At 41.8% G+C, this 16847-nt stretch carries 17 protein-coding genes and 1 tRNA gene; 10 read left to right on the plus strand and 8 right to left on the minus strand.

Features of this window, described 5'->3' with window-relative positions; translation table 11 throughout:
- Positions 1–104: 104 nt before the first annotated feature.
- Positions 105–908 (plus strand): co-chaperone DjlA, encoded by an 804-nt coding sequence (gene djlA / locus CYL31_RS05320; RefSeq protein WP_212917918.1) that lies wholly within the window; start codon positions 105–107, stop codon positions 906–908.
- A 16-nt stretch (positions 909–924) separates the two neighbouring features.
- On the opposite strand, the gene CYL31_RS05325 is transcribed toward djlA, so the two are convergent.
- Positions 925–1908: a DUF3530 family protein gene (locus tag CYL31_RS05325; RefSeq protein ID WP_212917919.1), complete on the minus strand. Its 984-nt coding sequence runs from the start codon at positions 1906–1908 to the stop codon at positions 925–927.
- A gap of 89 nt (positions 1909–1997) precedes the next feature.
- On the opposite strand from CYL31_RS05325, the gene rpe reads away from it, so the two are divergent.
- Positions 1998–2669, plus strand: a complete 672-nt coding sequence (gene rpe / locus CYL31_RS05330) for a ribulose-phosphate 3-epimerase (protein ID WP_212917920.1) — start codon at positions 1998–2000, stop codon at positions 2667–2669.
- Positions 2669–3349, plus strand: coding sequence for a phosphoglycolate phosphatase (locus CYL31_RS05335; protein WP_212917921.1), 681 nt, complete (start codon positions 2669–2671; stop codon positions 3347–3349). Before rpe ends, CYL31_RS05335 begins: the two co-directional genes overlap by 1 nt.
- 83 nt (positions 3350–3432) lie before the next feature.
- Here the strand turns inward: CYL31_RS05335 and CYL31_RS05340 are convergent, their stop codons facing one another.
- Together CYL31_RS05340 and CYL31_RS05345 are read right to left on the minus strand one after the other, a co-directional pair.
- Positions 3433–4602, minus strand: coding sequence for a mechanosensitive ion channel family protein (locus CYL31_RS05340; protein ID WP_249411703.1), 1170 nt, complete (start codon positions 4600–4602; stop codon positions 3433–3435).
- A 69-nt stretch (positions 4603–4671) separates the two neighbouring features.
- A complete protein-coding gene (locus tag CYL31_RS05345; protein WP_212917922.1) occupies positions 4672–6003 on the minus strand; it encodes a magnesium transporter in 1332 nt (443 codons plus the stop codon).
- Positions 6004–6381: 378 nt separating this feature from the next.
- On the opposite strand from CYL31_RS05345, the gene CYL31_RS05350 reads away from it, so the two are divergent.
- From CYL31_RS05350 to CYL31_RS05365, 4 genes are read left to right on the plus strand one after another with little or no spacing between them, the layout of a single operon-like run.
- Entirely contained in the window at positions 6382–6960 is a 579-nt protein-coding gene (locus tag CYL31_RS05350) for an anthranilate synthase component II (protein ID WP_212917923.1), read from the plus strand.
- A 23-nt stretch (positions 6961–6983) separates the two neighbouring features.
- Positions 6984–8024: an anthranilate phosphoribosyltransferase gene (gene trpD, locus CYL31_RS05355; RefSeq protein ID WP_212917924.1), complete on the plus strand. Its 1041-nt coding sequence runs from the start codon at positions 6984–6986 to the stop codon at positions 8022–8024.
- A 19-nt stretch (positions 8025–8043) separates the two neighbouring features.
- Positions 8044–8859, plus strand: coding sequence for an indole-3-glycerol phosphate synthase TrpC (trpC, locus tag CYL31_RS05360; protein WP_212917925.1), 816 nt, complete (start codon positions 8044–8046; stop codon positions 8857–8859).
- 43 nt (positions 8860–8902) lie between these two features.
- A complete protein-coding gene (locus tag CYL31_RS05365) occupies positions 8903–9310 on the plus strand; it encodes an OsmC family protein (protein WP_212917926.1) in 408 nt (135 codons plus the stop codon).
- A gap of 81 nt (positions 9311–9391) precedes the next feature.
- Here CYL31_RS05365 and CYL31_RS05370 read toward each other — a convergent pair.
- From CYL31_RS05370 to flgA, 4 genes are all read right to left on the minus strand, one after another.
- Positions 9392–9467 (minus strand) — tRNA-Arg (locus tag CYL31_RS05370).
- Positions 9468–9548: 81 nt separating this feature from the next.
- The gene (locus CYL31_RS05375; RefSeq protein ID WP_212917927.1) at positions 9549–10028 is read right to left on the minus strand and encodes a flagella synthesis protein FlgN; all 480 of its coding nucleotides are present in this window, start codon (positions 10026–10028) and stop codon (positions 9549–9551) included.
- Between the two features lie 37 nt (positions 10029–10065).
- Positions 10066–10380 carry a flagellar biosynthesis anti-sigma factor FlgM gene (gene flgM / locus CYL31_RS05380; protein WP_212917928.1) on the minus strand — a complete coding sequence of 105 codons (315 nt, stop codon included), beginning with the start codon at positions 10378–10380 and terminating at the stop codon, positions 10066–10068.
- Between the two features lie 112 nt (positions 10381–10492).
- Positions 10493–11185, minus strand: a complete 693-nt coding sequence (flgA, locus tag CYL31_RS05385; RefSeq protein ID WP_212917929.1) for a flagellar basal body P-ring formation chaperone FlgA — start codon at positions 11183–11185, stop codon at positions 10493–10495.
- 140 nt (positions 11186–11325) lie between these two features.
- On the opposite strand from flgA, the gene CYL31_RS05390 reads away from it, so the two are divergent.
- Complete coding sequence (locus CYL31_RS05390) at positions 11326–12255, plus strand: chemotaxis protein CheV (RefSeq protein ID WP_212917930.1); 930 nt, start codon at positions 11326–11328, stop codon at positions 12253–12255.
- A gap of 57 nt (positions 12256–12312) precedes the next feature.
- Positions 12313–13149 carry a CheR family methyltransferase gene (locus CYL31_RS05395; RefSeq protein WP_212917931.1) on the plus strand — a complete coding sequence of 279 codons (837 nt, stop codon included), beginning with the start codon at positions 12313–12315 and terminating at the stop codon, positions 13147–13149.
- A gap of 222 nt (positions 13150–13371) precedes the next feature.
- Here the strand turns inward: CYL31_RS05395 and CYL31_RS05400 are convergent, their stop codons facing one another.
- Positions 13372–14781 (minus strand): peptidoglycan DD-metalloendopeptidase family protein, encoded by a 1410-nt coding sequence (locus CYL31_RS05400; RefSeq protein ID WP_212917932.1) that lies wholly within the window; start codon positions 14779–14781, stop codon positions 13372–13374.
- Between the two features lie 108 nt (positions 14782–14889).
- On the opposite strand from CYL31_RS05400, the gene tyrS reads away from it, so the two are divergent.
- A complete protein-coding gene (gene tyrS / locus CYL31_RS05405) occupies positions 14890–16194 on the plus strand; it encodes a tyrosine--tRNA ligase (RefSeq protein WP_212917933.1) in 1305 nt (434 codons plus the stop codon).
- Positions 16195–16847 lie beyond the last annotated feature (653 nt).

Below are 16847 nucleotides of genomic sequence, written 5' to 3' on the forward strand. Positions count from 1 at the left end.
TTATTGTCCTAAATCGGATACCGCCCTTAAGCGGTTCCACGTAATAAGACAAATGATAATCTAAGCAGGCCCATAGGGGCTACCGATTCTGGAGAAATATCTTTATGTGGAAAATTGTTTGCGCGATTTTGGGCTATATTTTAGCTGGTTTTTTAGGCGCTTTGTTGGGGTTCATTGTCGGCGGAGTCGTAGATAGGGCGCAGACTGGCGGCGCTTTCAGCGGTATTCGTGGTCGTGCCGATATGCGCCTTCAGCAAGAAACTTTTTTTCGAACATTATTTCTTTTAATGGGGCGTTTGGCCAAATCTGATGGCCAAGTATCGGAAGCAGAGATCCAATTGGCGCAATCTGTGATGCAGCGATTGCGTTTATCGCCAGCAGCTCAAGAGCAAGCGAAGCAATTGTTTAACGAAGGTAAATCTGACAATTTTGACTTGGCGTCTGTTTTAAATAATTTTAAACAGGTTGTAGGTTCTGGGGATTTAACGCGAACTTTATTGGAAGTGTTGCTGGTATCTGCTTATGCAGATGGTCACTTTAGCGTTGAAGAAAAGTCATTTGTGTCTCAGGTCTGTGCATATCTTGGTGTGTCTGTGGCAGAGTTTGAGGCTTTGCATATTCAAGTTAAGCAGCAAGCGCATTTTAGACAAGGTTACCAATCTTCTTCTGATTATTCTTCTAACAATGCGGGTTCAAAAGACTTATTGAAGGCTGCATATGAAGCGCTAGGTGTTACGCCAGAGATGAGCGATGCTGATATTAAAAAGGCCTATCGACGCCTGATGAGCAAAAATCATCCCGATAAATTAAGTTCACAAGGTTTACCGGATGAAATGATTGAGTTGGCTAAAGAGCGCACACAAGAAATTCAGTCTGCTTACGAAATGGTAAAAAATGCTCGTAAATAGTAACTTAAGTTAATATCTAATTGTTCACAGGGCTTTCATAGAAAAGCCCTTTTTTTGCGCTTGGTAATGACTTTCGTTGGTTTATTTGGCTGGTATTTTGCTTTAAAAAGCCACGAACTCGTTGAATTAGTAATTGTTTGCTGTTTTTTCCTGTGACTCTATCTGGCAGGGCGTCTATTTGAGTGAAGTCGCCAATTTTATCCTCTCTTTGGTTGGCTGCTTGTTTACGCCACAGCGCAAACTGGTCGTTTCCTGTCTTATTGACATAATAATCTAGGATAGGCTGGGTAACTTGGCGAATCTGTTGTGCCACTTCGTAATCTGATAGGTTCGGTGGGGATTCTATATCGATAAGAGCTAAAGCCTCACCTGAGCTCGGATTGGCTGCTAAAAAACTTAGAGCATAACTAGCTCCTGTTCCGTAACCAAGAAAAGTGAATTGTTCGACTCCTTGGTTTTTTGCATAATCGATAGTGGACTGTATGCGAGCGAAAACTATAGATTGGTTAGGAAGTCCTATAGGTGATTGAGTATTGTTTGTTGGCGGTGTAGCTATTTTTACTGGCTCCGCACGTTTGACAATGTCAGGTATTTCGATAGATAACGTGCACCAACTATATTCCGGCATAGCATCTCGTAATGGTGCAATGGCATCTGGCCAGTCAGGGTGTTCGTTATCTGAATGCAGCATGATCACACAGCCTTGGGTTGAGCTGGTGAGTGATGGTCGATAAAGCGTTAGAAAAGATTCACCACTGGCTTCTAGGTTTTGGATTTGGTGTTCTAAGCGTCTTATCGTTAATGAGGTTTTTAGCGCATCAATCCGAGATGCCTGTGGTTTTGGAATGATGTACTCTTTAGTGCTTTCTGCTGGCGTAGTTTGTTGCGGAGTGGGTGTGCTGCTAGGCGCTGCTTGGGATTCTTCTGCGAAAAGATGGGCGTTTATGCCTAAGCAAAGAAGTGCAATGATAGCGTGACGCAGTGCAGTAATTTTCTTCATTGTTTTCAATACTTCTTCTAAAGGCCTTGTTAAAATACGGTCTAAATTTTCACTATGAGACCTTTATTGTGTCACTGCTGGAGTCAGATATGAATGATTTTATCATTGCCCCTTCGATCCTTTCTGCCGATTTTGCTCGACTAGGTGAAGAGGTCGACAAGGTCTTGAAGGCCGGAGCCGACATCATACACTTTGATGTGATGGATAATCATTATGTTCCTAATTTAACGATTGGTCCTATGGTCTGTAAAGCATTACGCAAACATGGCGTGACTGCTGATATTGATGTTCATCTTATGGTGAAACCAGTAGATCGTATGATTGGTGACTTTATTGAAGCAGGTGCTTCTATGATTACTTTTCATCCAGAGGCCAGTGAGCATATTGATCGCTCTTTGCAAATGATTCGAGATGGTGGTTGTAAAGCTGGTTTGGTATTCAATCCTGCAACCTCTCTTGAGCATTTAAAATATGTGATGGATAAAATCGATATGGTCTTGATAATGTCGGTAAACCCAGGCTTTGGAGGTCAATCTTTTATTCCTGGTACTTTAGATAAGTTACGTGAAGCTCGAGCCTTGATTGATGCCAGTGGTTATGATATTCGTCTTGAAGTCGATGGCGGTGTGAGTGAAAAGAACATTGCTGAAATTGCACGTGCTGGCGCGGATACCTTTGTGGCTGGTTCTGCGATTTTTGGTAAAGACAATTACAAAGCCGTTATCGATGCGATGCGTAAAGAATTGGCGAGTATACGTTAATGAAAACGCCTAGCTATTTTTCAAAGTGGTTTGATGGTTGGCCTGAGTTAGTTTGCTTGGATCTTGATGGCACGCTAGTTGATAGTGTTCCTGATATTGCAGGTGCCGTAGACGCTTTCTTGGCTGAACTTGGTGCGCCGCTTGCGGGCGAGGAACTTGTTCGTGGTTGGGTTGGCTTTGGTTCGGCTAAATTGATTGAGCAAGCGCTTGAGTGGGCTAAGATTGATTCAGCTAAGCATGAAGAAGCGTATCGCATTTTCTTGACGCATTATCATGCGCACTTGACCGATGGCACGACGCTTTATCCAAATGTGAAAGCCTTACTGAAAGCCTTTAAGCATAACGGTGTGCCCGTGGCTCTGATTACCAATAAGCCAAGTGTGTTTGTGAAACCCATGCTAGATCATTTTGAGCTGACCGAACAGTTTGGTTGGTTGTTAGGTGGTGACACGCTAGAGGAGAAAAAACCATCTGCTATGCCTTTGTTGCATTGTAGTGAGTCTATCGAAGCTTTACCTGAAAATTGCCTGATGATCGGTGACTCGATTACCGATTTTAAAGCGGCAAACAATGCTGGTTTCAAATGTGCATTGGTTACCTATGGTTACAACCAAGGTATTGATCTTGCGGGGCTAGGTGCTGATGCAGTAATTGATGATTTAGCTGAGCTGTTAGTCTGATTTTATTGATTGTGAGATAAAGCTAAAAGGCCAGACTGTTTCTAGTTTGGCCTTTTTTTGTGTTTTAAACGTTATGAATTACTTTAGTTCTGTTCTCTCGGAGATGACTCTTTCTGAGGTTGCTCTTTTGTAAGCTGCTCAGATGAGTTTGCCTGTTCTGACACTAGAGTCATTTGGCTATCATTTGCCATATGAACCGTATGAGTTGGGAAAGCAACTTCCGCATCGTGCGACTCAATAATTTGCATAGCTTTGAATAGCACATCTTGTTTGACGTTGTGGTAAGTCCGCCAGTCTACGGTTTTTGTGTAGGCATAAATAAAGAAGTCTAAAGAGGATGGGCCGAACTGATTAAAGTTCACCATGTAGGTTTCGTTTGTGTCCAAATCTTCATGATTGGCAACCATGTCTTTTATATCTGCCAGAATCGTTGGTAGCAGGCTAAAGTCACGATAGCGTACCCCAATGGTTTCATTAATACGTCGATGGGTCATGCGTGATGGGTTTTCAACTGAAATCAACGAAAAAGTAGAGTTAGGAACATACAAGGGGCGTTTTTCAAAAGTGCGAATGCGGGTTTGTCGCCAGCCAATATGTTCAACCGTACCTTCAATGTTTTGATCTGGAGAGCGAATCCAATCGCCAATCGCAAACGGGCGATCTAAATACACCATTAAACCACCAAAGAAATTGGCCAGTAAGTCTTTAGCTGCAAAACCGACGGCAATACCACCGATGCCGCCAAATGCCAATACGCCGGAAATGCTGTAACCTAGGGTTTGTAAAATAACCAATACGGAAGTGATGATAACGGATGCACGTAGTAATTTACTGATTGCGCTGGCTGTTGTGTAATCTACATTGGTGGATATTTTACTAGAGCTTGTTAAGGTTCTTTCACTTTCGGATATGCAGCGTAATACAAACCAAGTCAGGATAGCGATAACTCCAACTTCACGTATTGCATGGACAAGTGACAAAAAATTGGGGTCGACTTCTGATCCAGAGATTTCTGCCGCAATGCTCAAGCCAGCTAACCAGATAAATACTCCAACAGGTTTTTGGGCGGCGTGAATTAAGACATTGTCCCAAGGGGTTTTGGTTTTTTCGAGTTGTTTGTCTATGCGCATTAATATGCGAGTGGCAATAAAATTAACGATAAGTGTACCGAGTACAACTAAAAAAACTCGGACAACCCAGTGCATTTTAGTGTCGCCCAAGCCCAAATATACTTGCATTGTTTCCCAATTCATTATGCTTACTCTATCTCTTTGTTAAGTTCGTGAATGGCTCTGATTAGAGGTTAGATCTATAGTGTTACGCTAAATAAGTAATAATGTTCCTAATCCTAAGAAAGCAACGAAACCAGCAATATCGGTTACAGTGGTTAAAATGACGGACCCAGAGAGCGCCGGATCAATACGTAACTTATCAAGCAATACGGGTATTAGAACGCCAGACAAGGCTGCCATTATTATATTGACGATAATGGCTAGTCCTATCACCATGCCAAGCATTGGGCTTTCAAACCACCATAGAGTGACGACGCCAATGACAATGGCCCATAAAATACCGTTTAATCCACCGACTTTTAGCTCTTTTGATAAAAGTGATTTTAAGTTGCTGCGAGTGATTTGTCCTAGAGCTAAGCCTCGTACAATCAGGGTTAATGTTTGACTACCAGCAATACCTCCCATGGAGGCAACAACAGGCATTAATACCGCTAGTGCAACGACTTGCTGAAGCGTGGCTTCAAATAGCCCGATAAATGCTGAGGCTAAAAATGCCGTCAGTAAATTTATACCAAGCCAAATGCCGCGAGTTGCAGCGCTGCGTTTCACCGGCGCGAATAGATCCGATTCTTCGTTTAGACCTGCTGTCGACATCTGCTGTGCTTCATGTTCTAAGCGCCATGTTTCCATAGCAAGTCCCGCATGAAAGCGACCTAGTAAGATTTGATTGTCATCTACGACAGGGAGTGCTGAGAGATAAGAGCGTTCTAGTTGCTCTGCAGCTTTTGTTAGTTCAGTATCGGCGCGGATAAAGGTGCAATCTTCATCTATTAGGCTCGAAATGGGTTCATGGCCTTGTGCTTTAAAAAGCTTATCAAATTTTACACAACCGACCCAGCGGCCAGTTCTGTTCACTAGATAGATCATGTCTGTGTAATCTGGCGTGCTTTTTTTCAAGAGTCTCATTACTTCAGATGTGCGAATAGACTGTGATGCAATTAATAACTCGTGATCAATCCAGCGGCCGACAACGTCATCATCGTAAACAATACCTTGTTGATAGTATTCGCGCTGCTTGTTGTCCATTTGCTTTAAAGCAATGTCGACAAGGCGGTCAGGTAATGAGTCCGTTATTTCGAGTAGGTCTTCGGCGTCGACATCAGTGAATAAGGTTTCAATCTCTGAGTCATCTAGCTCTTTTAATAGTAACTGGCGGGATTCCCCGCGCATTTCAACCAAGATGTCTAGGCGATTGGCTTGCTTGATATTGGCCCATGCTTGTCGTCGTTGGGCAAGCGGAATGGATTCAAGCGCTAATGCCACATCATCTGGTGTTAATTCTGAAATGGCCTTGTTAACGGACTCAGGAGAGTGCTCGTCATGAATGAGGGTTTCGATGAGGGCGGCGACTTGGCTATGCACTGGGCATCCTTAAAACACTGAATGATGGCGGTAAAGATAACATGCTTTCTAGTGTGCGGTATAACCTCTTGCATATCAAACAAGGCTTTGTTTTTACACGATATTATTTAAAACCTTCCAAAATACTGAAATATAAAATCCAAATTATGGAGTTGGTTGATGGAGATGTTAGCCTGTAGTGTGTGTTATTTAAGCTTTATCTGTCTCTAGGGTTGCAAGGACTGGCGAGACAGGGCCTTCCTGACAGTGTAGAATTTAGCGCACTTTAAACTTCGGTTTTATTGTTTGTTTGTCGGTGTATTTAGTTTTTGATGTCAGTTTCTGAGGATTGTGACATTAGTTTAGGTCAACATTGTTTTATAGGCGCGCCTCTTCTTTATGTTATTGATGATCGATAATTATGACTCTTTTACTTACAATCTTGTTCAGTATTTTCGTGAGTTGGGTGCGGATGTGCAGGTTTATCGTAACGATGAAATTAGTCTTAAAGACATTGAACTGCTTGCTCCTTCTCATTTGGTTATTTCGCCAGGGCCTTGTACGCCAAATGAAGCGGGTATTTCTTTGGCTGCAATCGCGGCATTCGCTGGAAAAATTCCAATATTGGGTATTTGCTTAGGCCATCAAAGTATTGGTCAGGTCTTTGGTGGCGAGGTAATTCGTGCTAAAAGTGTCATGCATGGTAAAACATCGTTGATTTACCACCAAAATACTTCTGTGTTTTCTGGTTTGCCAAATCCACAGATCGCGACACGCTACCATTCTTTAGTTGTTTCTGCAGACTCATTACCAGATTGCCTAGAGGTGACCGCTTGGAGTCAAAATGCAGGAGGCGATAGAGAGGAAGTTATGGGGATTCGACATAAAACGCTTGCCGTTGAAGGGGTGCAGTTTCATCCTGAGTCAATTCTGACCGAAGCAGGCCATGCCTTATTGGCCAATTTCTTAACAAGATAGTTTTAATACAATAGGAGAGGCTGGTGGATATTCAAAAAGCGATTGCTGCCGTTGTTGAGCGCCAAGATTTAAGCGGCGACGAGATGCGAATAGTGATGAATGACATCATGACGGGAAAAGCCACACCAGCACAGATAGGCGGTTTTTTAATTGGCCTGAGAATGAAAGGTGAAACTGTCGAAGAAATTACGGCAGCGGCGCAAGTAATGCGAGAATTATCGAGCAAAGTACACTTGGATCTTGAGCACGTGGTTGACACCTGTGGTACTGGTGGCGATGGCGGAAACTTGTTTAACGTATCGACAGCGTCTGCGTTTGTTGTTGCTTCTGCGGGCGGCAAGGTTGCTAAGCATGGTGGTCGTTCTGTGTCTTCAAAGTCTGGTAGTGCTGATGTGCTGGAGCAAGCAGGGATTTATCTTGGTCTTGATGCAGTACAGGTTTGCCGTTGTGTTGAAGAGATTGGCTTAGGCTTTATGTTTGCACCGAACCACCATTCTGCGATGAAGTATGCAGTCGGTCCTCGAAAAGAAATGGCAACGCGCACTATTTTTAACTTGCTTGGCCCATTGACCAACCCTGCTAATGCAAAATGTCAGGTGATGGGGGTTTTTCATCAGAAGTGGGTTCGTCCTATTGCTGAGGTGTTAAAAGCCCTGGGCAGTGAGCATGTAATGGTAGTTCATTCTGAAGATGGCTTGGATGAAATTAGTATTGCTGCACCAACTTATGTGGCGGAGTTAAAGAATGGGGAAATCTCAGAATACAAAATATCTCCTGAAGATTTCGGTATTCCATTGCAATCTATTGATACTATTCAAGCAACAGATGCGACAGAAAGCCTTGCTTTAGTCAAAATGGCATTGGATGGTAAAGGTAAAATAAACCCAGCTAGGGACATTGTTGCCTTAAATGCTGGTGCAGCAATTTATGTTTCAGGTATTGCTGATACCTTAGCTGAAGGTGTGAATATTGCGGAAGACGTGATTGGTGGTGGTACGGCCAAAGTTAAGATGTCTGAATTAGCCAGTTTCACGCGTTGTTTTATGAGTCCTGACTCACTGTAATGATAGGAGCAGTAGCCTAATGCAAATAGAAACACCGACAATTTTAAAGAAAATTGTAGCTCGAAAGTATGAAGAGATTACTGAGCGCAAATCTCATACACCGTATGGCAACTTAGAGGTCGCCGCATCTGTGGCGAATGTTCATAACGCTCCTCGCGGTTTTGCTCATGCGTTAAGGCATCAAATAGCCATCGGTAAATCTGGTGTTATTGCTGAAATTAAGCAAGCCTCGCCTAGTAAAGGGATTATACGCGATCCATTTATTCCTGCAGATATTGCCCGTTCCTATGAAAGATCCGGTGCCGCTTGTTTGTCAGTTCTAACAGACAGTGATTTCTTTAAAGGCCATGAAGATTATTTGGTTGAAGCGCGCTCGGCTAGTAAGTTGCCGGTGATTCGCAAGGACTTTATTGTCGATGAATATCAGGTGCTTGAAGCTAGAGCAATAGGTGCAGACTGTGTTTTATTGATTGCAGCGTGTCTAAGTGGCGAACAATTGCGAGAGTTGGATCAAATGGCTCGTGATCTTGGTATGGATGTTTTGGTAGAGGTGCATAATCGCCCAGAGTTAGAGTTGGCTTTGGAGTACACACAGACCGAACTGCTTGGGATTAACAACCGTGATCTTCATACCTTTGAGCTTAGTTTAGATCATACGTTTGAATTGATGGGGAGTGTGCCTTCCAATCGCTTGATTGTTACTGAGAGCGGAATTCATACTCGTGATGATGTGGCCTTGATGAGACAAAATGGTATTCATGCATTTTTAGTTGGCGAAGCTTTTATGCGCGCTGATGATCCAGGTGAAAAATTGGCTGAGCTATTTCAGTCGTAGAGATAATAGCTTCAGCTATAGCAGAATTAAGTAAGGTGGGAATATGAAGACGAATGTTAGTTGGCAAGAAGATGTGCATTTTACTGCTGAAACAGGCTCTGGTTTTAAGGTAGAAATCGACGGTAACCAGCTTGCTGGGCCAAGACCAATGGAACTTATACTTGCAGGGTTGGGCGGTTGTACTTCTTATGATGTGGTTGGAATTTTAAAAAAATCCCGTCAAGATGTTGTTTCTTGTGTTGCTCAAATTGATGCTGATCGAGCTGATGCTGTTCCTGCCGTATTTACTGAAATTCGTGTGCACTTTGTCGTTACGGGCCGTAATCTAAAAGAAAGTGTTGTTGCTCGGGCTGTTAAATTGTCTGCAGAAGAGTATTGCTCAGCGTCTCTAATGTTAGAGCGAGGCGGTGTGAAAATTGTTCACAGCTTTGAAGTTATTGAAGCTGAATAAGATATTGCTTGATAAGAGTGTTTTAAAAAAAAGAGCCGAGAGGTTCTTTTTTTTGATTTTTTTCTGTTGGGCTTGAGGTATTGGTGTCCCCACCAGGACTCGAACCTGGAATAGCTGCTTAGGAGGCGGCCGGTATATCCTGTTTACCTATGAGGACGTATTGCAAGGAGAGATTTATACATTAATTACGATGAAAATACAAATGGCAGCTAAGTATGATGTTGATTCTTATGGTTTTTTAAGCTCTGCCTAGTGTGTGCTTACTGCTTATTGGTCGTGTAGAGCCTCTGGCGGTATAAACTTTGTTTTTACTGCTATGGCCTTGGAGTAGTTCGAAAAGGTGCTTATTACGCTTTTGTAACGTGTTGAGAATTCTAGCGTTTGTGTTGTTTTGTGTTTTGCATTTTTTTAGCAGTGCTTCACACTCTTGCATTAATAGGCGAACCTTGTCCATAGAGCTGTCTTGAAGGCTAAGCCAGTTTTTGAATTCTTCTTCGGTAGGTTTTTTTCTGTCGATGATGTCAAATTTAATGAGAATGTTAACTCTTTTCTCGTTAAGTTGATTCATTTCATCAAGAAGGGTTTGTTTTTGCTCTGATAGGCTAACAATAAGTTCGGTATCTAATTCACCATAAGCTAAACGTTCTTCATCAAGAAGCGAAGAGAGTCTTTCTAAAATCTCTTTGCTTCTGATAAATATTGGTACGATAGGAATCATAAGACAAACCGTTTACAGACTGTATAGAGGTAACAGTCTAGAATAGCGAATCCATAGAAGCCATATTATTCGCTAACTTCTGTGTGTCTATTTTGTATTCGCCAGCTGCAATAGCGCTTTTAATTTGTTCTACTTTATCCATATCGACATCAGGCAGGTTGTTAATTTTAGACTGCTGACTTTGTAGCGTTTGCGCAGTTCCGCTTAATTTGACTGTGTCTTCTGCTAACGTGCCGCCACTTTGAACTGTACTTTGTTTCTCCGTTGCACTACTTGTTGCATCGTCTTTTTGCGATCGTTCGCTTTTGTTGATCGTGCTCTGGTTTGATAGACCTGTAAAATGTATTGCCATTGGGTTTTCCGCCCTTTAATGATTTGCCTGTCTATGTTGTCGGCTGGGTCTATAAGAACTTTAATTAAAAGCCCCAAAAAAGAGTATTTATTTGTTGCCGATCAGTCTGTACTCAATAGTTTACAAGAACCTCACTGTCAGTTACAACTTTGGCGTATATAATTCGTTCAGAACTTGTGTTTTTGACTCGGATTTGTTGACCCTTAACACCATTTTCTAAAGCAACACCGTTCATTCGGACTATAATAGTGCCACTGCTTGCTGTTATTAGTACTGAATCGCCTTTTTTAACTAAGGTCGGCTGATTAGTTAGATCGTCAGTGATAACTGTGTTTATACGTAAGTTTCGTGAAGCAATTAGGCCATAAGGTGGGGATCTTTTGGTATAAACGTGTCCTCTTAGGTTGGATATGTCAACTTCGCCCACATCAGTGTTTGATTTACTGATGACTTGGCCTCTATTTATTGGGGTGATGGTTTTTATTGCTGGAATCATTATTGACTGTGTTACTGGTACGTAGGATTTCCAGGTCGGTGAGTCACAGCTGACTTCATAGTTTGTGCGTTTGGTGGCGTCTGGTCTTTGATTGTTGATCTGAATGGATTTGTCTTCGCAATCAGGTAGGTAATTGAGAGCTGCGAGATTATTTAATGTTATGTTGATAGTGGCGTCAGGGTATATTTCTGATAACCGAGGGATTTCTACTTGATTGATGTAGTGATTAATTTGTTCTTCAGTCGTTGTGGCAAATGTGAAGCCAGCTTGGAAACAAATGAAGGCTATGCTTAGCCTTATGATTCGCATGATTTGTTCTCTTTGTTTATTATTACGTTATAAATAAGATAGTTAGTAAAAAATTTGAATTCACTTTATCATTGGATGATACATTTTAACAATTTTGAGGTGATACCTCAGTATAATGTTTACACATTTTGGAGGCGTTTATGGCTGGAGTTCTGGATACTGTTAACCAACGTACACAGCTCGTAGGAGAAAATCGACTTGAATTGTTGCTGTTTCGCTTAAATGGCAAGCAAATTTATGGCATTAACGTTTTTAAAGTGAAAGAAGTGTTGCAGTGTCCTAAATTAACTGCTATGCCTCATAGCTCTCCTGTGGTTCGAGGTGTTGCTCATATTCGTGGCGGTACTATTCCTATTTTAGATTTGGGGTTGGCTACGGGCGCTAGCCCAATTGAAAATATTAGTCAGTGTTTTGTGATTATCACGGAATACAATCGTCGAATTCAGGGTTTCTTAGTGCGAGGTGTAGAGCGCATTGTAAACATGAATTGGAGTGATATTCAGCCGCCTCCAAAAGGTTTGTCGAATGATAATTACCTAACGGCCGTTTGTCAGGTTGATAAAGAAATGGTTGAGATTATTGATGTTGAGCAGATTTTATCTGAAGTTGCTCCTACTCGTCAGGATATTTCTGAAGGTATTGTTAATGCCGGCGTGACAGAAAATGCGCAAAAACATCATATCCTTATCGTAGACGACTCTTCGGTTGCGCGTAAACAGATTAAGCGTTGTATGGAGCAGGTTGGTTTTGCTACCACGGTTTTATGTGATGGTCGTGAGGCGCTTACTTATCTTCAAAATATGGTTGCAGAAGGCAAGGATGTGACGAAAGAATTCTCAATGGTCATATCTGATATAGAGATGCCAGAGATGGATGGTTATACGCTAACGACTGCGATCCGTAACGATAGTCGTCTGCAAGACCTATTTATTCTTCTTCATACCTCTTTGAGTGGTGTGTTTAACGAAGCGATGGTTAAAAAAGTGGGAGCTGATGGCTTTTTAGCGAAGTTCCAGCCTGATGAATTGGCTCGATTGGCGATAGAAACAGTGCAGGTGCAATCAGAGTAATGTTTAGGCTCTCACTATTTGCCTTTATTTATTGAACCTGACACTTATGGAGTTTTAATGCTCAGTAGTACAAATGCAATTACACCTAACGGTTATATCAGGTTCAGAGATTACCTGCAGAAAGTATGCGGGATCTCACTGAGTGATAACAAGCAATATTTGGTTGCCAGTCGGCTAGGGAAAATCTTAGAAAGGGAAGGTTTTTCTAAGATCGAGCAGCTAGTGGATGCTTTGGAGCGATTGGGCGGGTCTAAGCTAAAAGAAGAAGTCATTAATGCAATGACAACTAACGAGACGCTTTGGTTTAGAGATACTCATCCTTTTACTATTCTAAAAGACAAAGTATTGCCTGAAATGACTGCGGGACCTTTAAGAATTTGGTCTGCAGCGTCTTCGACAGGTCAAGAGCCTTATTCTATTAGTATGGTTATAGAAGAATTTAAGTCGTCTCGACCTGGTGTTTTGAAGGCGGGTGAGAAAATAATAGCGACAGATATTTGTACTAATATTTTGCAGCATGCTAAGCAGGGTGAGTATGACAGTTTAGCTATTGCTCGAGGTCTTGGTGCAGATTTACAGCGTCGTTACTTTGACAAAGTGAACGAATTAACTTGGAAAATTAAGCCCCATTTGGGTGCTCGTGTTGAGTTTAAGTACTTGAATCTTATCGAATCATTTTCTATGTTAGGTAAGTTTGATGTGATCTTCTGCCGGAATGTTCTAATTTATTTTACTGTTGATCTTAAGTTGGACATTTTGAAAAGAATGCATGCCTCTCTGAAGCCTGGAGGTTATTTATTTCTTGGTGGGTCTGAGGCGTTGAGCGGTTTATCTGATTATTTTGAGATTGTTCAATGTCACCCAGGTATTGTCTACAAGGCTAAATCTCTATAGAGATCTTGCTTTGTTAAATTGCTTTGTTGTTGAGGAGCCTGTCTAGCGTGCATAGATGGGCTTTTTTGTAACTGCTGATTTGTTCTTTGATGAAGTTGTAGGTAGGGTTTTATCAAAAAGCTGATATTGACTAAGTCTTGGTTTCGCATATTTAACTATATAGGGTGTTGCATAATCAGCGAGTTGGTTGCGCTGATTATGCAAGGAAGTATCGAGTGTGGTTTACTCTTTTAGAGAGGCGAATTTTTGTGCGAACGATGGCGAGTGTGAGTTTGCTAGTGTGGCAACCACTTGTTTTGCATACGGTAAATAATTTTTCAAATCATTTTTAGGCATCGGATCATCATTCGGTAGCTTCACTGTAACTGGGTTCTTGTGAGTTCCATTAATTCTGAACTCGTAATGTAGATGTGGGCCTGTTGCCCAGCCAGTTTGTCCTACATAAGCAATAATGTCTCCTTGCTTGGTTCTCGCTCCGCGTTTGGTGCCTTTCGCAAAACCCTTTAAGTGTGCGTACAGGGTTTGATAGCCTTTGCCGTGATCTATGATAACAACGTTGCCATAGCCGTTTTGTTTGCCGGCAAAGGATATTTTTCCATCGCCTGCGGCTTTGACTGGAGTGCCGCTTGCGGCAGCGTAATCTACGCCTCGATGTGGTCGGCTAGTTTTAAATATAGGGTGTAGTCTATTAGGGTTGAACTTTGATGAGATTCTTGTGAAATCTACAGGTGTGCGTATAAAAGCTTTTCTCATAGCGAGACCGTCTGGGGTGTAGTAGTTAGCTCCTTTTTCAGTTTTGTATCTAATGGCCTGATAGGTCCGGCCATTATTGATAAACTGAGCAGCTATTATGTTGCCGTGTCCTATTTTTTCACCATCAAGAAATTTTTCTTCGTACAGAATGCTTAAGCTGTCTCCTTTTCGTATATCCAGAGCGAAGTCTATATCCCAGCCGAATATGTTTGCGAGCTCTATTAAGAGAGGTTGATCTATTCCTGATCTTAGTCCATCGACAAATAAGGAGTTATTGATTTCTGCTTCTTTGTAAGCTTGGACAATTTCTGGTGTTCTGGAGGTTTCTGTTCTATTGAATTTCTCATCATTTCGCTCAAAAGTTACGCTATCTAAGCGGTTGAGAACAAGTGTTAACTGAGTAAGCTCTCCAGATGCTTCATTAGTTGTGAAGTTGATTGTTTGTCCTGGCCTCATTTGCAGTAAGGTTTTTTGCTTTTTGTCAGCTAGAGATACTTTATATATGTCTTGTGCTGATATGCCTTCGTTTGCTAATAGTTTTGATAGGGAGTCGCCAGATTTGACTTCAACAGATTGTTCTCTGAATGTGGCTGGGCGGCTCTTTTTTACTAAGGTGTCAGGAGTGGGTATCTCGTAGGTGGTGGAGTTTGTATTGTTAGGTGAAGCGGCTATTAAGGGGAGGGTGCTACTTTTGGGTGTGAGTTTTTGTAAGTCCTGAAGCATGAGCTGAGACTGGTCTATCACCTCAAAGTTTGCTTCGAGGGAAATTAGGTTGTTTTCGTCGGTTTTCTCCTCAGGGAGTGCAATAAGCACTGCGGCGAGGAATACGCTTACTCCTGAAATTAGGAGTAAATGCTTTGTTGGTAATAGCTTGATCAAAATGCGTACCTGAAAAAATCTTTAATAAAAGCCTTATAATCCTACCAACATTACTTTTATAATTGAATGCTTAAGTAAGATAAACTAACTAGGATATGGATCAAAATAATGACTGTAAGCAGTAAAGACCTTTTGAATGACTTGCAAGCTCGCGGACTTATCGCCCAAATGACGGCAGAAGATGAGCTAAAAAAACATCTAGATGGTGGAAGTCGTACTCTTTATTGTGGTTTTGATCCAACCGCAGATAGCCTTCATTTAGGTCATCTTGTGCCTCTTCTTGTTTTAAAACGCTTCCAAGATGCTGGACATAACCCAATTGCTTTGGTTGGTGGTGCAACTGGTTTGATTGGAGACCCGAGCTTTAAAGCAGCTGAACGCCAATTAAATACATCTGATGTAGTTGCTAGCTGGGCTGAAAAGATTCGCGGTCAAGTGAGTCAGTTTGTAAAATTTGATGAGGTCCCTAACCCTGCCCGAGTCGTCAATAATCTTGATTGGGCTGGTGAAATGAGCATACTGGATTTCTTGCGAGACATCGGTAAGCATTTTTCTGTAAACGCAATGATTAATAAAGAATCCGTTCAGCAGCGCCTTAATAGAGAAGGAGCTGGTATTTCTTTTACAGAGTTTTCTTATGCTCTGCTACAGGGGATGGATTTTGCTGAGTTGAATCGAGCGTATGGTTGTACTCTGCAAATAGGTGGTAGTGATCAGTGGGGCAATATTGTTGGTGGTATTGATCTCTCTCGTCGTCAAAATCAGTCTCAAACATTTGGTTTGACTGTTCCTTTGGTTACAAAGTCAGATGGAACTAAATTTGGCAAAACAGAATCTGGTGCGGTTTGGTTGGATTCTACTAAGACTAGTCAGTATGCGTTTTATCAATTTTGGATGAATACTGCAGATGCTGACGTTTATAAATTTTTGAAATTTTTCACCTTTCTGGATCTTGCTGAAGTTGATGCAATAGAAAAAGCAGATAAAGAAAGTGGCGGTAAACCTCAAGCGCAATCAATTCTTGCTCGTGAAGCGACTAAGTTGGTGCATGGCGAAGATGGCTTGCAAGCGGCTGAGCGTATTACTAACGCTTTGTTTAGTGGTGAAGCGGATCAGTTAAGCGAGCAAGACCTTGAGCAAATTCAGCTTGATGGTTTGCCGAGCAGTTCTTTGGCCGGAATTAATCTTTCTGAGACGCCGCTTACTAGTCTAATGGCTGATGCTGGGTTGGCAGCTAGTGGTAAACAAGTTAAAGATGCTCTTCAGCGTGATTCTGTGTTTGTTAATGGTGTGGCAAAAGGGTTAAGCGACAATATGGCTGCTGCTGATATTTTTACTGCTGAAAATGGTTATTTTGGGAAGTACTTCCTAGTCAAATTAGGTAAGAAGAAGCACCATTTGTTTGTGTTGTAGTTGTTGATAGGTGATGCTTAAGTAATTAGATAAACAAAAAGACACTTCGGTGTCTTTTTGTTTATCTAAGGCTTTCTGCATGAAATTCAAATTAATTAAAAGAATTTCAAAAAAGAGCTTGCGCTAAAACTTCTAGGCTGTATTATACGCCTCCACTGACACGGACAACGACGCAAACAAGAGTTTGCCACTTACTTAGGTAAGAGAGTTAAACGTAAGATCAGACGCTCTTTAAAATAGATAATCAGATAATTTGTGTGGGCGCTCGCTGGAGGCTTCAGAAGATTGTCCGGATTGGTTTTTAACTGATTCGAGATGATCAAAAAAATTGAAGTCTTGCGAAACGTCTAACACGTCAATTCGCTTTATGTTGTTTTGTTGTTCTTAGGGATGATGAAATGATTAAGTTATTGTTAGTGTAATAGATTTTGAGTAAGCAAACTTTTTAACTGAAGAGTTTGATCATGGCTCAGATTGAACGCTGGCGGCAGGCTTAACACATGCAAGTCGAGCGGTAACAGGGGAGCTTGCTCCTGCTGACGAGCGGCGGACGGGTGAGTAACGCGTAGGAATCTACCTAGTAGAGGGGGACAACATGTGGAAACGCATGCTAATACCGCATACGCCCTAAGGGGGAAAGGAGGGGACTTTTC

Origin of the sequence: Marinomonas sp. A3A, assembly GCF_018336955.1 — a bacterium.
GTDB classification, from domain to species: Bacteria; Pseudomonadota; Gammaproteobacteria; order Pseudomonadales; family Marinomonadaceae; genus Marinomonas; species Marinomonas lutimaris.